This window comes from Psychrobacter pygoscelis, from assembly GCF_004335015.1.
Lineage (GTDB): Bacteria > Pseudomonadota > Gammaproteobacteria > Pseudomonadales > Moraxellaceae > Psychrobacter > Psychrobacter pygoscelis.
Map to the genome: position 1 here is coordinate 69,527 of NZ_RQRU01000006.1, position 18,097 is coordinate 87,623.

Annotated in this window: 18 protein-coding genes and 2 tRNA genes; 16 read left to right on the top strand and 4 right to left on the bottom strand. The window is 45.8% G+C overall.

The window, feature by feature from the left end; genetic code table 11:
• Positions 1-249: 249 nt before the first annotated feature.
• From EGV92_RS11950 to EGV92_RS12005, 13 genes are all read left to right on the top strand, one after another.
• A complete protein-coding gene (locus tag EGV92_RS11950; RefSeq protein WP_131669535.1) occupies positions 250-447 on the top strand; it encodes a hypothetical protein in 198 nt (65 codons plus the stop codon).
• Complete coding sequence (locus EGV92_RS11955) at positions 447-851, top strand: hypothetical protein (protein ID WP_131669536.1); 405 nt, start codon at positions 447-449, stop codon at positions 849-851. Before EGV92_RS11950 ends, EGV92_RS11955 begins: the two co-directional genes overlap by 1 nt.
• A gap of 5 nt (positions 852-856) precedes the next feature.
• Complete coding sequence (locus EGV92_RS11960; RefSeq protein WP_131669537.1) at positions 857-1,288, top strand: hypothetical protein; 432 nt, start codon at positions 857-859, stop codon at positions 1,286-1,288.
• A 9-nt stretch (positions 1,289-1,297) separates the two neighbouring features.
• A complete protein-coding gene (locus EGV92_RS11965) occupies positions 1,298-2,554 on the top strand; it encodes a DUF2800 domain-containing protein (protein WP_131669538.1) in 1,257 nt (418 codons plus the stop codon).
• 11 nt (positions 2,555-2,565) lie between these two features.
• Positions 2,566-3,108, top strand: coding sequence for a DUF2815 family protein (locus EGV92_RS11970; protein WP_131669539.1), 543 nt, complete (start codon positions 2,566-2,568; stop codon positions 3,106-3,108).
• Between the two features lie 85 nt (positions 3,109-3,193).
• Positions 3,194-3,265, top strand: a tRNA-OTHER gene (locus EGV92_RS11975).
• A 92-nt stretch (positions 3,266-3,357) separates the two neighbouring features.
• Positions 3,358-3,795 (top strand): hypothetical protein, encoded by a 438-nt coding sequence (locus EGV92_RS11980; protein WP_131669540.1) that lies wholly within the window; start codon positions 3,358-3,360, stop codon positions 3,793-3,795.
• A gap of 23 nt (positions 3,796-3,818) precedes the next feature.
• Positions 3,819-5,894: a DNA polymerase gene (locus EGV92_RS11985; RefSeq protein WP_341352820.1), complete on the top strand. Its 2,076-nt coding sequence runs from the start codon at positions 3,819-3,821 to the stop codon at positions 5,892-5,894.
• Between the two features lie 2 nt (positions 5,895-5,896).
• Entirely contained in the window at positions 5,897-6,196 is a 300-nt protein-coding gene (locus EGV92_RS11990; protein ID WP_131669542.1) for a hypothetical protein, read from the top strand.
• Entirely contained in the window at positions 6,163-6,453 is a 291-nt protein-coding gene (locus EGV92_RS11995) for a PDDEXK family nuclease (RefSeq protein ID WP_131669543.1), read from the top strand. Before EGV92_RS11990 ends, EGV92_RS11995 begins: the two co-directional genes overlap by 34 nt.
• A gap of 112 nt (positions 6,454-6,565) precedes the next feature.
• A complete protein-coding gene (locus EGV92_RS13990; protein WP_165525619.1) occupies positions 6,566-6,709 on the top strand; it encodes a hypothetical protein in 144 nt (47 codons plus the stop codon).
• Between the two features lie 3 nt (positions 6,710-6,712).
• A complete protein-coding gene (locus EGV92_RS12000; protein ID WP_131669544.1) occupies positions 6,713-8,086 on the top strand; it encodes an SNF2-related protein in 1,374 nt (457 codons plus the stop codon).
• A gap of 334 nt (positions 8,087-8,420) precedes the next feature.
• On the top strand, positions 8,421-9,560 hold the full coding sequence (locus tag EGV92_RS12005; protein WP_131669545.1) for a tyrosine-type recombinase/integrase: 1,140 nt from the start codon (positions 8,421-8,423) through the stop codon (positions 9,558-9,560).
• A 113-nt stretch (positions 9,561-9,673) separates the two neighbouring features.
• Here EGV92_RS12005 and EGV92_RS12010 read toward each other — a convergent pair.
• From EGV92_RS12010 to glnL, 4 genes are all read right to left on the bottom strand, one after another.
• Positions 9,674-9,758 (bottom strand) — tRNA-Leu (locus tag EGV92_RS12010).
• Between the two features lie 171 nt (positions 9,759-9,929).
• Positions 9,930-10,070 (bottom strand): hypothetical protein, encoded by a 141-nt coding sequence (locus EGV92_RS13995; protein WP_165525620.1) that lies wholly within the window; start codon positions 10,068-10,070, stop codon positions 9,930-9,932.
• Between the two features lie 130 nt (positions 10,071-10,200).
• The gene (locus tag EGV92_RS12015; protein ID WP_131669546.1) at positions 10,201-12,207 is read right to left on the bottom strand and encodes a sigma 54-interacting transcriptional regulator; all 2,007 of its coding nucleotides are present in this window, start codon (positions 12,205-12,207) and stop codon (positions 10,201-10,203) included.
• 231 nt (positions 12,208-12,438) lie between these two features.
• The gene (gene glnL / locus EGV92_RS12020) at positions 12,439-13,644 is read right to left on the bottom strand and encodes a nitrogen regulation protein NR(II) (RefSeq protein WP_341352821.1); all 1,206 of its coding nucleotides are present in this window, start codon (positions 13,642-13,644) and stop codon (positions 12,439-12,441) included.
• Positions 13,645-14,213: 569 nt separating this feature from the next.
• Between glnL and rimO the strand changes: the two genes are divergently transcribed.
• From rimO to frr, 3 genes are all read left to right on the top strand, one after another.
• Positions 14,214-15,851, top strand: a complete 1,638-nt coding sequence (gene rimO, locus EGV92_RS12025; protein WP_242678722.1) for a 30S ribosomal protein S12 methylthiotransferase RimO — start codon at positions 14,214-14,216, stop codon at positions 15,849-15,851.
• A gap of 486 nt (positions 15,852-16,337) precedes the next feature.
• Positions 16,338-17,063: a UMP kinase gene (gene pyrH, locus EGV92_RS12030; protein ID WP_131669547.1), complete on the top strand. Its 726-nt coding sequence runs from the start codon at positions 16,338-16,340 to the stop codon at positions 17,061-17,063.
• Positions 17,064-17,362: 299 nt separating this feature from the next.
• Positions 17,363-17,917, top strand: a complete 555-nt coding sequence (gene frr, locus EGV92_RS12035) for a ribosome recycling factor (protein WP_131669548.1) — start codon at positions 17,363-17,365, stop codon at positions 17,915-17,917.
• The last annotated feature ends 180 nt before the right edge of the window (positions 17,918-18,097 follow it).

The following is an 18,097-nucleotide window of genomic DNA, read 5'->3' on the forward strand; positions in this document are numbered from 1 at the left end:
CTATTTTCTTCACCATGTTCGTTGCCATATACTCACTTAGGACAGCGTACAAATTTTTCCAAGTGTTTAAGCATATCGATCCTGAGACCTAGCTCCTAATACCAATTCTCCAAACCCGCAATCTATGCGGGTTTTTTATTGTCTATAGAAAAGTACTATCCATATTTGCATAATTATATCTATTCATACTTGCATTAAGTTATGCATTAATGCATAATTAAACCAACAAAGCAAAACGGACTCGCAAATATGAACAGATTTGCATCATCTCTTATCTTATTCGCACTGCTCGCAGTGTTAGCAATGGCGATATTCGCATTGGTACCACAAGCCATCGATAAAAGCTTTGCGAATGACGATGCAAGAATCCAAGAGCATAAAGCTCAAATTTATATCAGCGCGGCAGATCAAGCAGTCATAGATTGGTCAAAAGAGAACGATAAGTAATGTCACTTACTCAAAACCAACTTGAACAGATGGATACTCAAGAGCTGATCGATTTAGCAGAGCAAGAGCAAGACGAGTTCACGAGCTCGCCTCTAGATCGGGCTTTGGTGTACCAGTTAAAAGAGCTGGATAGGATAACCAAGGAGTTTATAAATCCTGAAGATGTAGCCTCGGCCTTAATCGAAATTCGTGCACAGCTGCCAGCCGAGGATTTTTTGCAGAAGGCAATTAGTAAAGCGGCTGAGATAGCCAAAGGCCGCGTTACCAAGTCGACAATGAAAACGTTAGCTGAAGAGTTAACTGTGATGCTTGAGCAAATCCAAGATGAACAAAGAGGTGCGACGGAATACGCACAACATGAAGCCGACGCGATCATGCCGTCCAATACAAAAGCAGAAGGATAACCACCATGAGTATTGAAAAAACGATCACCACGCTAGCCAGCGCAATTGGCAACGTTGCCCAAGCTATCAATCGCTACTGCGACTTAGCTGAAAGCAACACCGAAGTAAGCGCACCGATTGGCAAAGTTAAGATTGTCCCACCAGCCGACGGGTCGGAAGTGGAGGCGCAAGACGACACGCCAGTCGATGAGCCAACTGAGACTGCGCCGGTAGAGAGTGAAGAAGACACGGTTGAAGCGGAAGCCACAGAGACTGCGCCAGTTGAAACCGATGAAGAAGTTACCTTTGACAAGGCCAAGGCCGTTGTCATCGACACCGTACGTGATAAAGGGCGGGATATCGTGGCCAAGATACTCGGCGAGTTTGGCGTTAAGAATATCAAGGAGCTTGAGCCTACGCAGTACGCTGAGCTCGTCGCCAAGTGCGAAGCGGCGTAGGAGATAGCTATGGCTACGCACGCAAAACTATCCCCATCATCTGCCGTACGCTGGCTTAGCTGCCCAGCTGCTCCGCTCATGGAGCGGGGCAAACCGAACACGGCTAACTCGTACGCAGCCGAGGGTACTGCGGCCCACCATTTAGCGGATCAATGCTTGAGTTTTGGATATTCGCCTAGTGACAAGGTCAGCAAAGTTCTCGCGGTGAGTTCAAAAGGTATTGGTTTTTTTAAACATGATCAGCCAAACAAAAAAGATATCGCATTTGAGTATGAAGTCGACCAAGACATGGCCGATTATGTCCAAGAATATATCGACCTCATCGACAACATTATGGCCGCGGCCAAAGCCGAAGGCTTCTTTGAGCAGGCTCTGCCGCTCGAATCCATTACGGGCGAAAAAGGCGCGACTGGCACAGCGGACGCAGTGCTCATTACTGATAAAGAGATCATCGTTATCGATTTGAAGTATGGCCAAGGCAACCAAGTCGACGCCGAGCGCAATCCGCAGCTGATGATGTACGGCTTGGCCGCGCTCAATGAGTTTGACGTATTAGCTGAAATTGAGTCAGTACGATTAATCATCAGCCAACCGCGCCGCCAGCACGTCAGCGAGTGGACTATCTCAGCCGATGAGCTTAAAGCTTGGGGCGAGACAGTCAGCAATACGGCTAAGCTTATCGACTCGCTTGATGAGACCAGCGACTTAACTGACTTGTTTGCGCCGTCAGAGGATGCTTGCCGATATTGCAAAGCAAGCGCCGAGTGCAAAGCTTACGCGGAGCACGTCCACCGTACGGTCTGCGCTGATTTTGAAGACCTAGATGCGCCGCTCACGGTCGATGACGCCAAGTATGACGGCGACACTTTAGCCAAGATGTTTGAGCGAATTGGACTTATCAAAGAATGGATCAAAGCTGTTGAGCAAGCCACAGTTGACAAACTCTACGCTGGCGAATCCGTTGGAGATTTTAAACTGGTTCAAAGTCGAGGAGGTCGCCGCAAGTGGCTTGATGAAGAGCAAGCTGAAGCAACGCTTAAAGCTATGCGTCTCAAAGTCGATGACATGTATAACAAAAAGCTTATCTCACCCACTGACGCTGAGAAGCTCAAAAAGGCCGGAACACTTGGCGATATACAGTGGAACAAATTACAAGACCTTATCGTAAAACCTGCGGGTAACCCGACGATAGCCCCAGGCAGTGACAAACGCGAAGCAATCATTACTAATCCAGTCGAAATGTTCGACGACTTAACCGAAGCATAGGAGTACGACCCATGGCTAAATCTACTATTTTATCTACCGTTCGCTTGGCATTTCCTAACATTTTTAATCCAAGCGAGCAGTTTGGCAACTTTGGCGCCCAACTAATAATCGAAAAAGGTGGCGCTAACGCTAAGAAAATCGAAGCTGAAATCGAGCGCGTTGCCAAAGAGAAGTGGGGTGCTAAAGCCGAAACGGTGCTCAAAACCCTACGCGCCAGCAACAAGATTTGTTTTGTCGATGGTGACACCAAAGCCGAGTATGAAGGGTTTGAAGGCAATATGGCATTAAGCACTACCAACCGTGTACGCCCAACCGTGGTGAATAAAGACCGATCTCCAATCGTTGAAGCGGACGGCATTGTTTACGCGGGCTGCTATGTCAACGCCAGTGTAGATATCTGGGCGCAGGATAACACCTACGGCAAGCGTATCAACGCAAGCTTACGTGGTATTCAGTTTGTCAAAGACGGCGATGCTTTCGCTGGCGGCGGCGTAGCGCGTGAAGATGAGTTTGAAGATTTAAGCGAAGGCGCTGAAGCAGAAGACTTCGTTTAATCCAAATACGTCTCCCGCACTGTGGTGGCTACCAGACGAGCCAAGTGCTATCTGTAGCAAGTGGTAAGACACTAAAAAAAATCTAGGACGTGTGGCGTTAAGAGGTAAGCGCAGTTGCTGAGGCGACAGGTAGTAGGTTCGACTCCTACCACGTCCGACTTTTATTTTAGTGAGCTAATTGGGGTGTGGTCGCTCACATTTAGCTACCAGTTAGCTCAACTAAAGTAATTTAAAAACAAGAGATTAATTATGAGTAATTTTAACTTGACCGAACTTGCCAACGACTTAAAAGCGCAAGAAAGGCCAGGACAAACGCCTTATTTGTGGTGCGTTTATGAAATCGACTTGCACCCTTGCGACCCAGACCGCACCGGCCATTACGAATATGAATATGCTTGGTATGACAACAGCGATCCTGTTCTATATGAGGATGGCAACGAAATGTATGAGGCTTTAAACGTTGTAAGCCAAGGTGAGTGGACGGTAACTATTGATGGTAATGAATATGAAAAATTATGCTTATCAAGAATACCAAAAATCGTAACTGCCTGTTTTACTCGCCAAGCTGCTTTAAATTACATTGAGGCCAATCGGCATAACTTAAAGCGGCCTTTTGTTGATTGCATATCTCTTAACCGTAATCCCGAAATGCTAGGCATTCGAGACTTTTTTAAAAATACATTTTAAACAGCAATATTAGGCGATAAATGATGGCAACTCTATACCTCGACTTAGAAACGTTCAGCGAAACGCCTATCAAGCACGGAACGTATAAATACGCGGCTAACGCTGAGATATTGCTGTTTGCCTATGCCTTTGATGATGCCTCCGCGAAAGTTATCGATTTAACCGATGTCGACCCAAACGACGAATGGGGTTTTGCGGAAAAGTTAACACAGATAGATTTGCTTTTATCTTGTGCGGACCAACTTGTCGCGCACAACTCTATGTTTGATCGCAATGTACTTGAGGCTAACGGTTTTAACACCCCACATTATAAGTGGCGTGACACTATGATCAAGGCGTACTGCCACAGTTTACCCGGTGGTCTAGCTACGTTATGCGACGTGCTTAACATTAAAGCAGAGCACACCAAGGCAGCTGACGGCCGCAAGCTTATTCATCTGTTCTGTAAGCCTCTCGGCAAAAACCGTAACTTAGAGCGGGCCACTCGAGAGACACATCCAGATGAGTGGGCGAAGTTTGTCGAATACGCGAGATTAGACGTGGAGGCTATGCGAGCCATTGATAAAGCCATGCCTGAGTGGAACATGGCAACTGAACAACGCCACTGGCAACTCGACCAGATTATTAACGATCGTGGCTTTACTGTTGATACAGAGCTTGTCGATACTGCGCTTAAGGCCATTGCAGTCGAGAAAAAGCGATTGGCCAAACAGACGCAAAACATGACCGACGGCGCTGTAGACTCTGCTACCCAGCGTGACGCCATGCTTGAATATATCTTATCTGAGTATGGCATCACGCTACCTAATCTGCAAAAAGCAACGCTTGAGCGCCGTATAGCTGACCCTGATTTACCGGATGCAGTCAAAGATCTGCTTAACAACCGACTACAAGCCAGCACCACTAGCACAAGTAAATACCAAGCTCTTGCAAGATCAGTCAATGATGACGGCCGACTGCGCGGTACTTTGCAGTTTGCAGGTGCAGCGCGTACAGGACGCTGGGCAGGTCGCACTTTTCAACCGCAGAACTTGCCAAGACCAAGTTTAAAGCAAGCTGAAATCGACACAGGTATTGAAGCATTAAAGCTAGGATGCGCCGATATGCTCACTGACAATCTGATGGAGTTAACTAGCTCAGCTATCCGAGGCTGCATCGTAGCGCCCGAGGACAAAAAGCTAGTCGTTAGTGACTTATCAAATATTGAGGGTCGCGCCCAAGCTTGGCTTGCCGATGAGAGCTGGAAGATTAAAGCATTTAGTGAGTTTGATCGCGGTATTGGTGATGACCTTTATAAATTGGCCTACGCCAAATCGTTTGGCGTATCGCCTAAGTCAGTGACCAAAGACCAAAGGCAGATCGGTAAGGTGCAAGAGTTAGCGTTGGGCTATGGCGGTGGGGTGGGGGCATTTGTGACGTTTGCATCAGTCTACGGCATCGACCTCGACCAGTTAGCTAACGACGCATGGGATACATTACCGCGTGACGAAATGCACAAAGCCCAGAACTGGTTAGAAGTATGCAAAAAGGATAAGAAGACAGCGCCCAAGATGAGCGACCGAGCCTTTATCACATGCGACACGCTTAAACGCATGTGGCGCAATGCTCATCCTAATATCAGTCAGCTTTGGTATGACATAGAAGGTGCTGTTAAGTCTGCTATCTGCAATCCGGCGCAGACCTTTAGAGCTAATAAATTAGCAGTGCGGCGTGATGGCACTTGGCTGCGTATCCGATTACCCAGTGGGCGCTATCTCTGCTATCCAAACATACGGTTAAAAGACGACAGCATACAGTATATGGGTACTGATCAATACACCCGTAAGTGGCAATACCAGAATACTTATGGAGGCAAGATTTTTGAAAACATTTGCCAAGCCATGAGCCGAGATATCTTAGCGCACAACATGCACGCTATAGATAAAGCGGGGTATCAGATAGTGCTCACGGTACACGATGAAGTGATCTGCGAAGCGCCTGATAATGCAGATTTTAACCACGAGCATTTAAGTAAGCTGTTGGCAACTAATCCAGATTGGGCTAGCGATATGCCCTTGGCTGCAGGCGGATTTGAAGCGTATAGATATAGGAAGGATTAGAAATGACAATGTCTTTTAATGATGAAAAATTGATGGCAGCTGCCGAAAGATGCGGGGTTAAGGGTGACATATCGCAAATCAAACATTTTGCACTGATTATCGGCAGTAGCAGAGATAACAATCTGTTTGGTGCAGTCCAACGCTTAAAATACCGCAATGGCTTTGGGGGCAAAGTTAGACGGGAAGTTATCGACGCCTGTTTAGACGTTATCGAAGTAGAGCACGAAGGTATTGAAGAACAGGTCATTAGCTATAACGAGAATCAGAAATGGAAACAGAAAAAGACATCGAAAATTATTTAGTCGCTGAAGCTAGAAAGATAGGCGCACTGGTACGCAAGTGCCAGTGGATCGGTCACAACCATTGCCCTGACCGCATTATCATGACGCCAGCGATAACTGTATGGGTTGAGGCCAAAGCGCCAGGTAAAAATCCTCGACCAGGGCAAAGACGTGAGCACGATCGGATGCGCCGAGCCGGTCAGACTGTTTTTAATATCGATAGCCGCGGCGCAGTAGATTGGCTTATCAATGAAATTAAGGAAGCAAACAGTGGGTAATTTTATGAGGACTTTCGGGTTGTGTAATCCTATAGCTGTTTTAATCGGGGTGATATTGTTAGCGGGGTTTACGGCGTGTACGGCGTACAGGGATGCTGATAGGCCGCCCGTAATGTGTACCGTAATAACACCCAACATCACACTTACCGATGTTAAAAAGCGCAATATTAGTACTTACTTAAACGGGATGATTGCTAAAAAAGGCAATCAAACTTTAGACGTCGATGGCGATTATTCAATTATCTGTGAGGAGTAGGGGATGCGTAAAGAATTTATCCCCCGACCATATCAGCATATTGCCTTAGAGCACATATTAAGTGAGCCGCGCTGCGCGCTTTGGGCATCTATGGGAATGGGCAAAACATCGACTTGTTTGACGGCCATCGACGCTTTGCAATTTGTCGAACCCGATCCGGTGTTAGTGCTCGCCCCCAAGCGTGTCGCCGTCAGTACATGGCCAGATGAAGCGGAGAAATGGAAGCATCTAAAAGACTTAAAAGTAACTGCCATTACCGGCACGGCTAACCAGCGCAAGGCTTTGCTCAAAGCTGATAGTAATGTGTTTACGACTAACTATGAACAACTGCCTTGGCTCGTTGAACACTTCGGTAAGCGCTGGCCTTTTAAAACCGTCATCGCTGATGAGTCCACCAGACTTAAATCATATCGCAGTCGAGGTGGCAGTAAGCGAGCAAGAGCACTAGCCAAAGTTGCCCACAGTCATACTACGCGCTTTATTGAGCTGACAGGGACGCCATCGCCGAACGGTCTTATTGACCTGTGGGGTCAAGCTTACTTCTTAGACGGCGGCGAGCGCCTTGGCTATTCATTCACATCGTTTAAAAACAGATGGTTTCAGAGTATCCAAGTTGGCGCTCAGCGCTTTGCTGTGAGATTAGAGCCACACGATTTTGCCCAAGAGCAAATCCAAGAGCGTCTATCAGATATCTGTTTAACGCTAGACGCCAACGACTATTTTGATATTGATAAGCCGATTATCACTGACGTTTATGTCGACCTGCCGGCCAAGGCCAGAAAGCTTTACGAAGCCATGGAAAAGGAGATGTTCTTCGAATTGCGAGGCGATGAAGTCGAAGCGATGAATGCTGCGGCCAAGACCATCAAATGCCTGCAAATTGCTAATGGCGCAGTTTATACAGACGACGGTTGGCATGGCGTGCATGACGCAAAGCTTGAAGCTTTGGAGTCAATCATTGAAGAGTCTGCAGGTATGCCAGTACTGGTCGCCTACCACTTTAAGACTGATTTAATCCGACTACAAAAAGCGTTTAAACAAGGGCGCGTGCTCGACCAGGACCCACAGACAATCCGCGACTGGAACGCCGGCAAAATACCAGTGTTATTTGCCCATCCTGCCAGCGCGGGTCACGGTCTTAACCTGCAAGACGGCGGCAATATCCTAGTGATTTTCGGGCATTGGTGGAACTTAGAAGAGTATCAGCAGATAGTCGAGCGCATTGGCCCCACGCGCCAAGCGCAAGCCGGGCACAAGCGTCCAGTGTTTATTTATCACTTGGTAGCTTGCGATACAGTCGATGATCTAATCATAGAGCGCCGCGAGACCAAGCGCCGCGTGCAAGACATACTACTTAATGCAATGAAGAGGAGTTAAACCGATGACTGTAACGGAAGAGAGAATGGCACTGTGGCTTGCATACAGCCTACGTGAGTTTAGCGATGACGAGCTACAAACACTAATCTTTGCCTTACAGCATAAACTATTTGAATTAAGGGAGATATTTGGATATGCATGAACAACCCGCGCAAATCATCACCGAGCTCATCGAGTCAAATCTCCCACTCGATTGGGTAACGCTTGAGCAGTTTGGCAAGTTAATCGGTTATCCTGCAAGCCGGCTTTACCGCGCCAAGGAACAATGGCCGGAAGGGCAGGTGTGGCAAAAGGTAGGTAAGAAAGTTTATTTTAGTATTAAAGGGTGGAATGAATGGCTAAATCAGCAGAGTATCCGCGAGGCGTCCGAGTACGAGGCGACGCTGTCCAAATTAACATCCCAGTCGCCGGTCGTAGACGATACGTTACAATTCCCCAACCGCCGACGCCGAAGGGGATTAGCGAAGCGGGGAAGCTTCGAGCTCACTTAATGAAATCAAGGAAATGGGGCACACTGACACAGGCCGATATTGATGCCGCTTGTAAAGTCGATGCGGCGATCGTGCCAGACACCGATGACCGTCCTCTTTTTGCTGACTACGCCCAAATGTATTTAGATAGTCTGAGCACCGATGACAAAGGCACACGTCGCAAGTATAAGAGCGCACTATCTAAGCACTGGATGCCTCATCTAGCTGATATACCTATCGCTGATATTAATCCGGCGATCATTCGCAAAACTATCTCTCAGCTTGATATTAAAAAACCCAAAACCTTTAATGATCTCATGACCCCGTTACGCGGGGTATTTAACTTAGCCTTTGACGATGAGATCATCGATGATCTGCCCACCAAGCGTATTAAAAATAAAAAAGTACAGAATGAAGATCCTGATCCATTCATCCCTTACGAGCGTAAAAAAATCATCAATTGGATGGAACGATATTGGGTAGATAAAAAAGAGATGTGGAAATTATATTATGAATGGCAATTTTGGACGGGTTGTCGGCCAGGAGAGACGCTAGCGTTAGACTGGACGGATATTAATCTGTCTAAGCGATTGGCCACAGTTAACAAGACATTAAGTGAAGGTGAGGTTAAGTACACGACTAAGACGCATGAAATTAGAAATATCTATCTTAATGACAGAGCCATAGACGTATTGATCAGGCTTAGAGATTTAACGGGTCATCAGGACAGACTATTTATCAGCTTGCACACGGATAAACCGTGGACGAGACCCGATAAGCTATCAGAAAAATTACGCCAAGTACTCAAAGAGACCCGTATCCGCGAGCGGCCTGCGTATAACTGTAGGCATACATATGCTACAACGCTACTTAACAGTTTAATCGACGTGTCTGCAGCCGCGTATCAGATGGGGCATGATATACAGACGTTTAAAACAGTATACGCAAAGTGGATTAATACAGAGAAAATGGCTGTCGAGATGCAGAAGATAGATTATGATTAGATATTAGACATAAAAAAAAGCCCTCATTATTGAGGGCTTTTTTAATAACTGCGTCAAAAGTGCGACAAGTTATATATAAGGTTTGAGAAGTCTAACAAAATCAATATGATAAATGGTGGGGCTGGAGAGACTCGAACTCTCACACCTTGCGGCGCCAGAACCTAAATCTGGTGCGTCTACCAATTCCGCCACAGCCCCATTTGCTCTTTCTCTTACTGGGTTAGTACGTCTCAGTGGTTGGCTATTATATAGAAATTAAATCTCTTGGCAAGTCTTTTTTTTAATTTTTTTGCATTTATTTTGCTTTTTTACTCGAAACCTTTGATTTTCGGGCATCTAAGCAGTCATAAAGTTGTTCTTCCAAACTATCTAGCTCGATAATGCGACTAGACTGTTCTGTTGTATCCCAGCCTTGCTGATGAGTTCTTGACGCTGGATTTCAGAATGACGCTTATAATGCTGCACCGCCGAGATAAGCAGTGCAATATCTTGACTATCAAAATTTGCCATGATTTCGCAACCTTAGTTGATTTGCTTCTCTGATAAGCCAACTCACTTATAAGTATTTAGGCACTGTAGCATTTCTGTTTTAGGCCATGATCAGAGTGGCTTAAGCGCCAATGCTTATACAGCAAAGCCATTAATGAATGTCTAGCTGTTTTAATTTGCGCGTTAAAGTATTGCGCCCCCAGCCTAGCAATAGCGCCGCATCACCTTTACGGCCCTTTGTATGAGTAAGGGCGACATTAAGGAGTACTCGTTCAAATTCAGGTGCAGCAATTTGCAGTATCTCAGTTTCACCATCGGTTAAAGCGCGGTGTGCCCAGCGCTCAAGCGACTGCTGCCAAGTCATTGCAGAGTCAGTAGTGAGCGGTGTCGGCTTATCTTCCAAATTTTGAGAGTCTTGAGAGTCGTGGGTGCTGAAAGCTGAATTTGGCGCAGGATTAGAAACCGATTGATGATTAGGATGGGGGGCTGTAGCTGTATCTCCTGTAGAGGTAGTTACGTGCTGATTAACGCTCGCGGTTGTAGAAGCGATTGAGCCTGACTCAAAGGAAGTCGGGGTACGCTCACTAGTATTACTGCTATGAGGCACTGCTGAGCGTTGTAAATCAGTCGCTAGGGGTTGGTTTGTAGGATGATCGTTAGGCGAGGGCTGACGATCTCGTTGATTAACGAAGTCGATAAGCTCAGGCGGTAGGTCGTCAGCAAGAACCGTATCACCAGTTGCCATAACCGTCAGCCAGCGGCAAACATTCTCAATTTGCCGCACATTGCCTGACCAGTCAAAAGCCTGCATGATGGCTAACGCTTCAGGCTCGATGTATTTTTGCTCAGTACTCATCTCTTTGGCAGCCCGCTGCATAAAGTGGGTGACCAATGCAGGAATGTCTTCGCGGCGTTGACGTAGCGGTGGTAGAGGCAAGCGAATAACATTAAGACGATAGAATAAATCTTCGCGGAATTTCCCTAGTTTGACTAAGCGTTCTAGGTTTTGATGAGTAGCGGCAATAATGCGGACATCGACTTTGATAGGTTTTTGACCGCCAACGCGGTAAAACTCACCATTGGCCAGTACCCTGAGCAGGCGAGTCTGCGTACTAAAAGGCATGTCACCAATCTCATCTAAAAATAACGTACCACCGTTGGCTTGCTCAAAGCGACCTTGGCGCATGGTAGAGGCGCCAGTAAATGCCCCTTTTTCATGACCGAACAGCTCTGACTCGATTAGATCGTGTGGGATAGCCGCCATATTTAGCGCAATAAATGACTTCTTACGGCGCGGCGAATGTTGGTGTAGCGCATTAGCAACCAGCTCTTTACCTGTTCCTGACTCGCCAGTGATTAATACTGTGATTGGTGACTGCGACAGGCGGCCGATAGCGCGAAACACCGTTTGCATCGCTGCTGACTGACCGATAATACCGTTTGGATTATTGTTAACACTACTCGCAGTATTAGGGTTGGTAGTACTAATTTTTCGCGTATTAGACTCTGCGGTCGGCGCTGTATAATCTGAGCGGCTTTTGGTGGTTTGCTTGCTAGCGCTGCTATGCACTCGCGAGGCTTGGGCAGTTGATTGCTGACTGGATTTCGTGCTCTTAGCGGTCGATTGTTTGATAGTATCTGCCACTGCATCTGACGATGGGCTTGAGTTATTATCATGAGTATTTTTACTATCGAGTGCAGCTTGAGTGGTTGTATCAGCAGGTAGCACTCGTGGTTTTATGGCTTTTTTGACAGTCGCGATAGCATCGTCAAGATCAAAAGGTTTGGGCAAGTAGTCAAAGGCCCCTGTCTGGTAGCTGTCGACCGCAGATTGCAGGTCTGAGTGTGCTGTCATAATGATAATAGGCAGATCAGGGAAGTGCTTATGTACCCAGTCACTAAAAGACAGACCATCCATCAGCGGCATTCTAATATCAGTTAAGATAGCGTCAGGGAGAATACTGCGATCGCCTGATTGTAAGACATCATTGAGACGCGTCCACGCGGCTTTGGCTTGGGTAAACGAGATGACAGTCATCTGTGCGTCGCTGAAGGTATCTGCTAGTATCAAGCGCAGGGCAGGATCATCATCGATAAGCCATAAGGTACTTTGGACGGTTGCTAATTCTGCGTTTGGATCTGAGTCTAAGGTGGGCATTCTAGCTCCTTGCTATCAGGGTTAGCTGACGTCTATTGGTAATAATATCTGTAATAATAAGTATCAGCGAATCACCGTATTGGGTTGATGATTAATGATTATGCACTAAATTTGTGCATAAATAACGTAGCTTGTCATCTTATCGTATTAATAGGGCTCTATTTTGCTGATAAGGATCTATATAAGAGCTATCAAGCTGCATTGTTGCTCACTGATTACCGCTTTTTTAAGTTATTGGCTAAATGGTAGATAGACGGTGAAAGTAGTATTACCAGCTTTAGACTGCACATCGATAGCGCCATGATGACGGCTAATCATATCCTGAACCAAGGCTAAGCCAAGCCCAGTGCCCGTTGCTCTACCCGTTACTAAAGGTAAGAAGATTTGGTCAATCATATTAGGGTCGATGCCGAAGCCATTGTCTTGAATGTCTATCTTTAGAGCCTGCTTATGCTGAACGCTACCGATAGTATGCTGAAAGACCACGCGAGTTTGCACCTTAATAGTCGGTATATAGTTCTTAGCTGTGTCTTGCTCAAGCATAGCTTCACAAGCATTATTCATTAGGTTCAAAAAGACCTGAATAAGTTGGTCTTTATCTGCCGTCAGCTCTGGTAGTGATAAGTCATAGTCACGCTCAATGACAATATCTGGATGCTGGCTATGAGTTAAGGTCAATACGTGCTCGAGCGGCTCATGAATATTGACACTTTGCCAGTTCGCCAGACGATTAGAGCCGAGCATCTGACCGATAAGCTGTGTCAATCTGTCTGTTTCAGAGATAATGATTCCGGCGTAGGTACTGACCTTATCATCGCTAATTGCTAGCTTTTTTAGCTGCTTTCCTAGTAGCTGCGCTGCACCGCGGATACCGGCTAGTGGGTTTTTGACCTCATGGGCGACAGCACGTAGCATTTGCCGTGCAATAGTATGCTGCTCTTGCTGTCGCTGCTCTTGACTGATTCGGCTTTGACGATTCTTCTCCCATATTTCTATCAAAAAATAGTATTGGCCCTGATGATCGACTGGGGTGACACTATAATCGACCATAACGCTGTGGGAGACACCGAATATAAGCTGGTCATGATCGATAAAAGGCTGCTGATAGGTAAGTGCGTGCTTAAGCTGACAGCTGAGAGGGTCAGCTATTGTGGTCTTATCATCGCTAGTATTATCTGTCAGACCTTTATCATCATCGTATCCGTCATAAGGTCGCAGCAAGTCTAAAGCACTGCGGTTGAGTAGGCGAGCTTGGCTAGCAGAAAACAGCTGCTCAGCCTGGGTATTAGCCCAAAGAATCTCTCCGAACTCATCTGTCCATAAAATAGCGGTAAACAAGTGCTTGCTCATAACTGCAAGATCCATGGCATACTCTTCGCGGCTTATAGAGGCGACTGATCTATCAGCAGGCAGGTTAGTGGATGATTGTGCTGCCATAAAGTTACCGATTCCTCATTCTAAAAAACTTGCGTTTAATGGACTAATAATAGCTATAGTGAACTCAAGAAATCTTAGTAAATAGTCTAGATATTAGGTGCATATTTTCAGCAAAACTTCCTTTGATTAACAAACAACTATCTTATTTTAGTTTTAGTACTTAGTTAAGAACATATCCTAGTAGGTGCAAGTTCGATACCAGTTATCAATCAGTTGAGAATAAAAAAGGAAAGGGTGGGCATTAAAATAGCGCTGCTAAGGGGATAATTAAAGTTGTTATCGCACCAGTTTGGTGCTTATCATATACCATATTGGTGCATATCTTTTGTCCTGGTAGAGATTTCTAGCGGTAAAGCAAACTTCGTAAAGGTCTGAAAAAATCTAGTTAATAAAGCCACTTAACCTTCCTCTTAAATAATGCCAATCACTGAGACGATTTTAGTTAGATTTATCAGTATACTCGTGATGGTGCTTGCGGCGGTATATAGTGGCTTTGCTAATCACTAACTGGTGATTTTGGCAAAAAAAACGTACAATGCGCTCAGCCAACTCATAGCTAAAGGTCAGCCATGCCATCTTCTCCTATTACGTCAGCATCGTCTAATACTACGCCAAAAAATGACCCTGATATCGCAGAATTATCAGCAGCAGCTCAGTCGTCTACAGCAGAGTCATTGGCTAAGGCCCGTGATGCAGTAACGCTATATAATCCTAATACAAATGCATCAGGCGCAGTGGCTCAGAATAGCGCTGCTACACCTAACTTGGGCGAGGGTAGTCAAGAAAAGCCTTACCACCATAAAGCCAATCATAATCAGAATCGTAGTATTGCTCAAAGTAGCCAAAGTGCAAGCGCTATAGCGCCAGCAGCAGCCCCCAAAGTTGGCTTTGTGTCGCTTGGCTGCCCAAAAGCACTGGTCGATAGTGAGCGCATTATTACGGAGCTGTCCCGTGAAGGATATCAAGTGGCGGGTGACTATGACGGTGCAGACTTGGTCGTGGTCAATACTTGCGGCTTTATTGAGTCTGCGGTACAAGAGTCATTGGACGCTATCGGCGAAGCCATTGATAAAAATGGCAAGGTCATCGTGACCGGCTGTTTGGGTAAAGATGCGGATAAGATTCGCAGTATGCACCCTGCAGTATTAGCGGTAACGGGCGCTCATGCCTATGGTGAGGTGATTAAGGCTGTCTCTCACCATATGCCGATGCCTAAGCGTGATAAATTGGCTTACGATCCAAAGATTGACTTAATTAATGAGGCTGGCATTAAGCTAACTCCTGGTCATTACGCCTATTTAAAAATCTCTGAGGGCTGCAATCACCGTTGTACATTCTGCATTATCCCAAGCCTGCGCGGAGACTTAGATTCTCGGACTATCGATGAGGTGATGAATGAAGCAGTAGCGCTTAAAAAAGCGGGTGTCAAAGAGCTGCTGATCATCTCACAAGACACTTCTGCTTATGGGCTAGATCTCAAATATAAGACGAGCTTTTGGAATGGCATGCCGCTTAAGTCCAAGTTTTATGACCTGTGTCAGGCGCTAAACCAGCTAGGGATTTGGGTACGACTGCATTACGTGTATCCTTATCCTCATGTTGACAAGGTAGTGGCGTTGATGGGTCAAGGTAAGCTCCTGCCATACTTGGATATTCCACTTCAGCATGCCAGTCCAAGGGTGCTCAAGGCCATGAAGCGCCCGGCACATAGCGAAAATACTCTTGAGCGTATTCGCACATGGCGTCAGATTTGTCCTGATATCGTAATTCGTTCGACCTTCGTTGTCGGCTTTCCAGGTGAGACCGAAGAGGACTTCGAATACCTATTAGACTGGTTAAAAGAGGCTCAGCTTGACCGAGTAGGCTGTTTTACTTATTCAGAGGTTGAGGGTGCTGAGGCCAATGATCTGCCTAATCCTGTGCCTGAAAAGATTAAGCAGCAGCGCTATGATCGATTTATGGCGTTGCAGCAGCAGATATCAGCGCAGAAGTTGCAAGATAAAGTCGGTAAGACCTTGCAAGTACTGGTTGATGAGATCGATGAAGAAGAGGGTATCGCTATCTGCCGTAGTTATGCCGATGCCCCTGAGATTGATGGCCATGTCTACGTTGATGCTATTGACGATCGAGTGCAGCCTGGTCAGTTTTTGACCGTGACCATCGATGAGGCGAGCGAGTACGATTTGTTTGCAAGCTTTACGGGATAAGATGCGACTTCATCGAATAAAAATAGCATTTGATGGATTAAGACGGCTATAGCTATGCTCAACTAGAGCAAACTTTATTGGCTTTTAGGCAATATACGTCTAGTCTCCGTAAGACTTTTTCAGGCTGAGCAAAGGCGCTCTTATTTTAGGTCTATTAAATGTCAGATTTGCTACATAAGATCGTGTTTTAAAGCCTTGCCTAGCACCAATACGTAATAGGGATGGGTTGAACACGCAAATAGATTAACTATAACGGATAAGATGGTTTTTTTAGTAAGGGTAGAATAGAGCCATACCTGCAATCTTTTGATTGAGCTTATCATCTTATCGCTGTGAGTTAGGAGATCATGTTTCCTTTTCCAATTATGTGCTAGATTTTGCTACAATTGGCGCAATTTGTGAATTTTAAGCCGCTACTACTATTTTAGGGCTTTGAATTTACAGTTCACGAGCTAATGCCACCCTACTTATAACGAAGGTATCTGTATGTCTGATAAAAATCCCCGCTATTCTCGAATTTTGCTTAAGTTGTCTGGTGAAGCATTGGCTGGCGGCAAAGGCATGGGAATTGATACATCGGTGCTGGATAAGATGAGCTTGTCCATTGCCCACTTATGTGGTCTTGGTGTTCAGGTCGGTATCGTCGTCGGAGGTGGTAACCTGTACCGTGGCAGCCAGTTACAAAAAGAGGGGCTGGTCGGCCGAGTAACAGGCGATCAAATGGGGATGTTAGCTACGGTAATGAACGGCCTAGCGATGCGTGATGCTCTTGAGCGCCGCAATATCAAAACGCGGCTGATGTCAGCGTTGCCTATTGGCGAAGTGACTGAAAGCTATAGTAGCCGCAACGCTATTCGTTATCTAAAAAATGGCGAAGTCTGCATTTTTGTCGCTGGTACTGGTAATCCTTTCTTTACCACTGATACGGCAGCTTGCCTCCGCGGCATTGAGATTGAAGCTGGATTGATATTAAAAGCGACTAAGGTAGATGGCGTCTACGATAAAGACCCAAGCCTTCATGAAGATGCTATCAAGTATGACAGTCTTACTTTTGATGAGGTGCTAGAGCAAAAGCTTGGAGTAATGGACCTGACTGCGATAGCGCTATGTCGTGAGCATAATGTGCCTTTACAGGTCTTTGATATGACCAAGCCCAATGCGCTACTTAATGTATTGATGGGTGACAATGAAGGCACACGCGTATTCCATTAGGTGAAGCATTGGAGCATTGATGCTTTATTGATTCATTATACTAGCAATAAGCTGCTACTTTAATGTTAATAGTTAGGCAGTCCGCTATTTAGATAGCTGTTTTATTAAGGTATCTCAGTTTTAAACTTTATACTTTGGTTAATATGACGATAATATAGCCAACAGAGCAGCACCTAACAAACATTAGAGTAATGGCCATATATTAAACCTCGATAGGACGAATCCAGACTTTATAAATATAGCTTTATAAGTTTTGCTATTCTAACCCTGTTATTATTAAGAAATATTAAGGAAGTCCCATGATTAATGATATTAAAAAAGACGGCGATGCTCGCATGCAAAAGACCATCGAAGCGCTAGAGAATGCCTTTAGCAAAGTGCGAACTGGCCGCGCCCATCCAGGTATGCTATCAGGCGTGATGGTTAACTACTATGGTGCGGACACTCCGCTAAACCAAGTGGCAAGTGTGAATGTCGAAGACTCAAGAACCTTATTGGTTCAGCCATTTGACCGTACCATGGTGCAAGCAGTGGATAAAGCGATTCGCGAAGCAGACTTAGGTCTAAACCCGATGACGGCAGATGTCATTCGTGTACCAATGCCAGCACTGACCGAAGAGACTCGCCGAGATATGCAAAAACTGGCGCGCGGCGAAGCCGAAAATAGCCGTGTGTCTATCCGTAATGTACGCCGTGATATGCTTGGTGATGTTAAGGATCTGGCCAAGGAAAAAGAGATATCAGAAGACGAAGAGCGCCGCGCTAGTGATGAGATTCAAAAGATGACGGATAAATATATCGGTATCATTGATAGCAAGCTTGAGAAGAAAGAAGCTGAGCTAATGGAAGTCTAGGAGCCGACTAAATAGACCAACCTATGTTGGTCTGATAGTAAGCTTTGCCCATTACCACTGGTTGGTGTTTGTTAATCATAAGCTCAGTACTGGCGTTACTTGGCAGCCATAAGTGCTTTTCCTATTGCCGATACGAGAGGCTAGAATAGACCCTTTATTCTACGCTATTGCTTCTGGTTA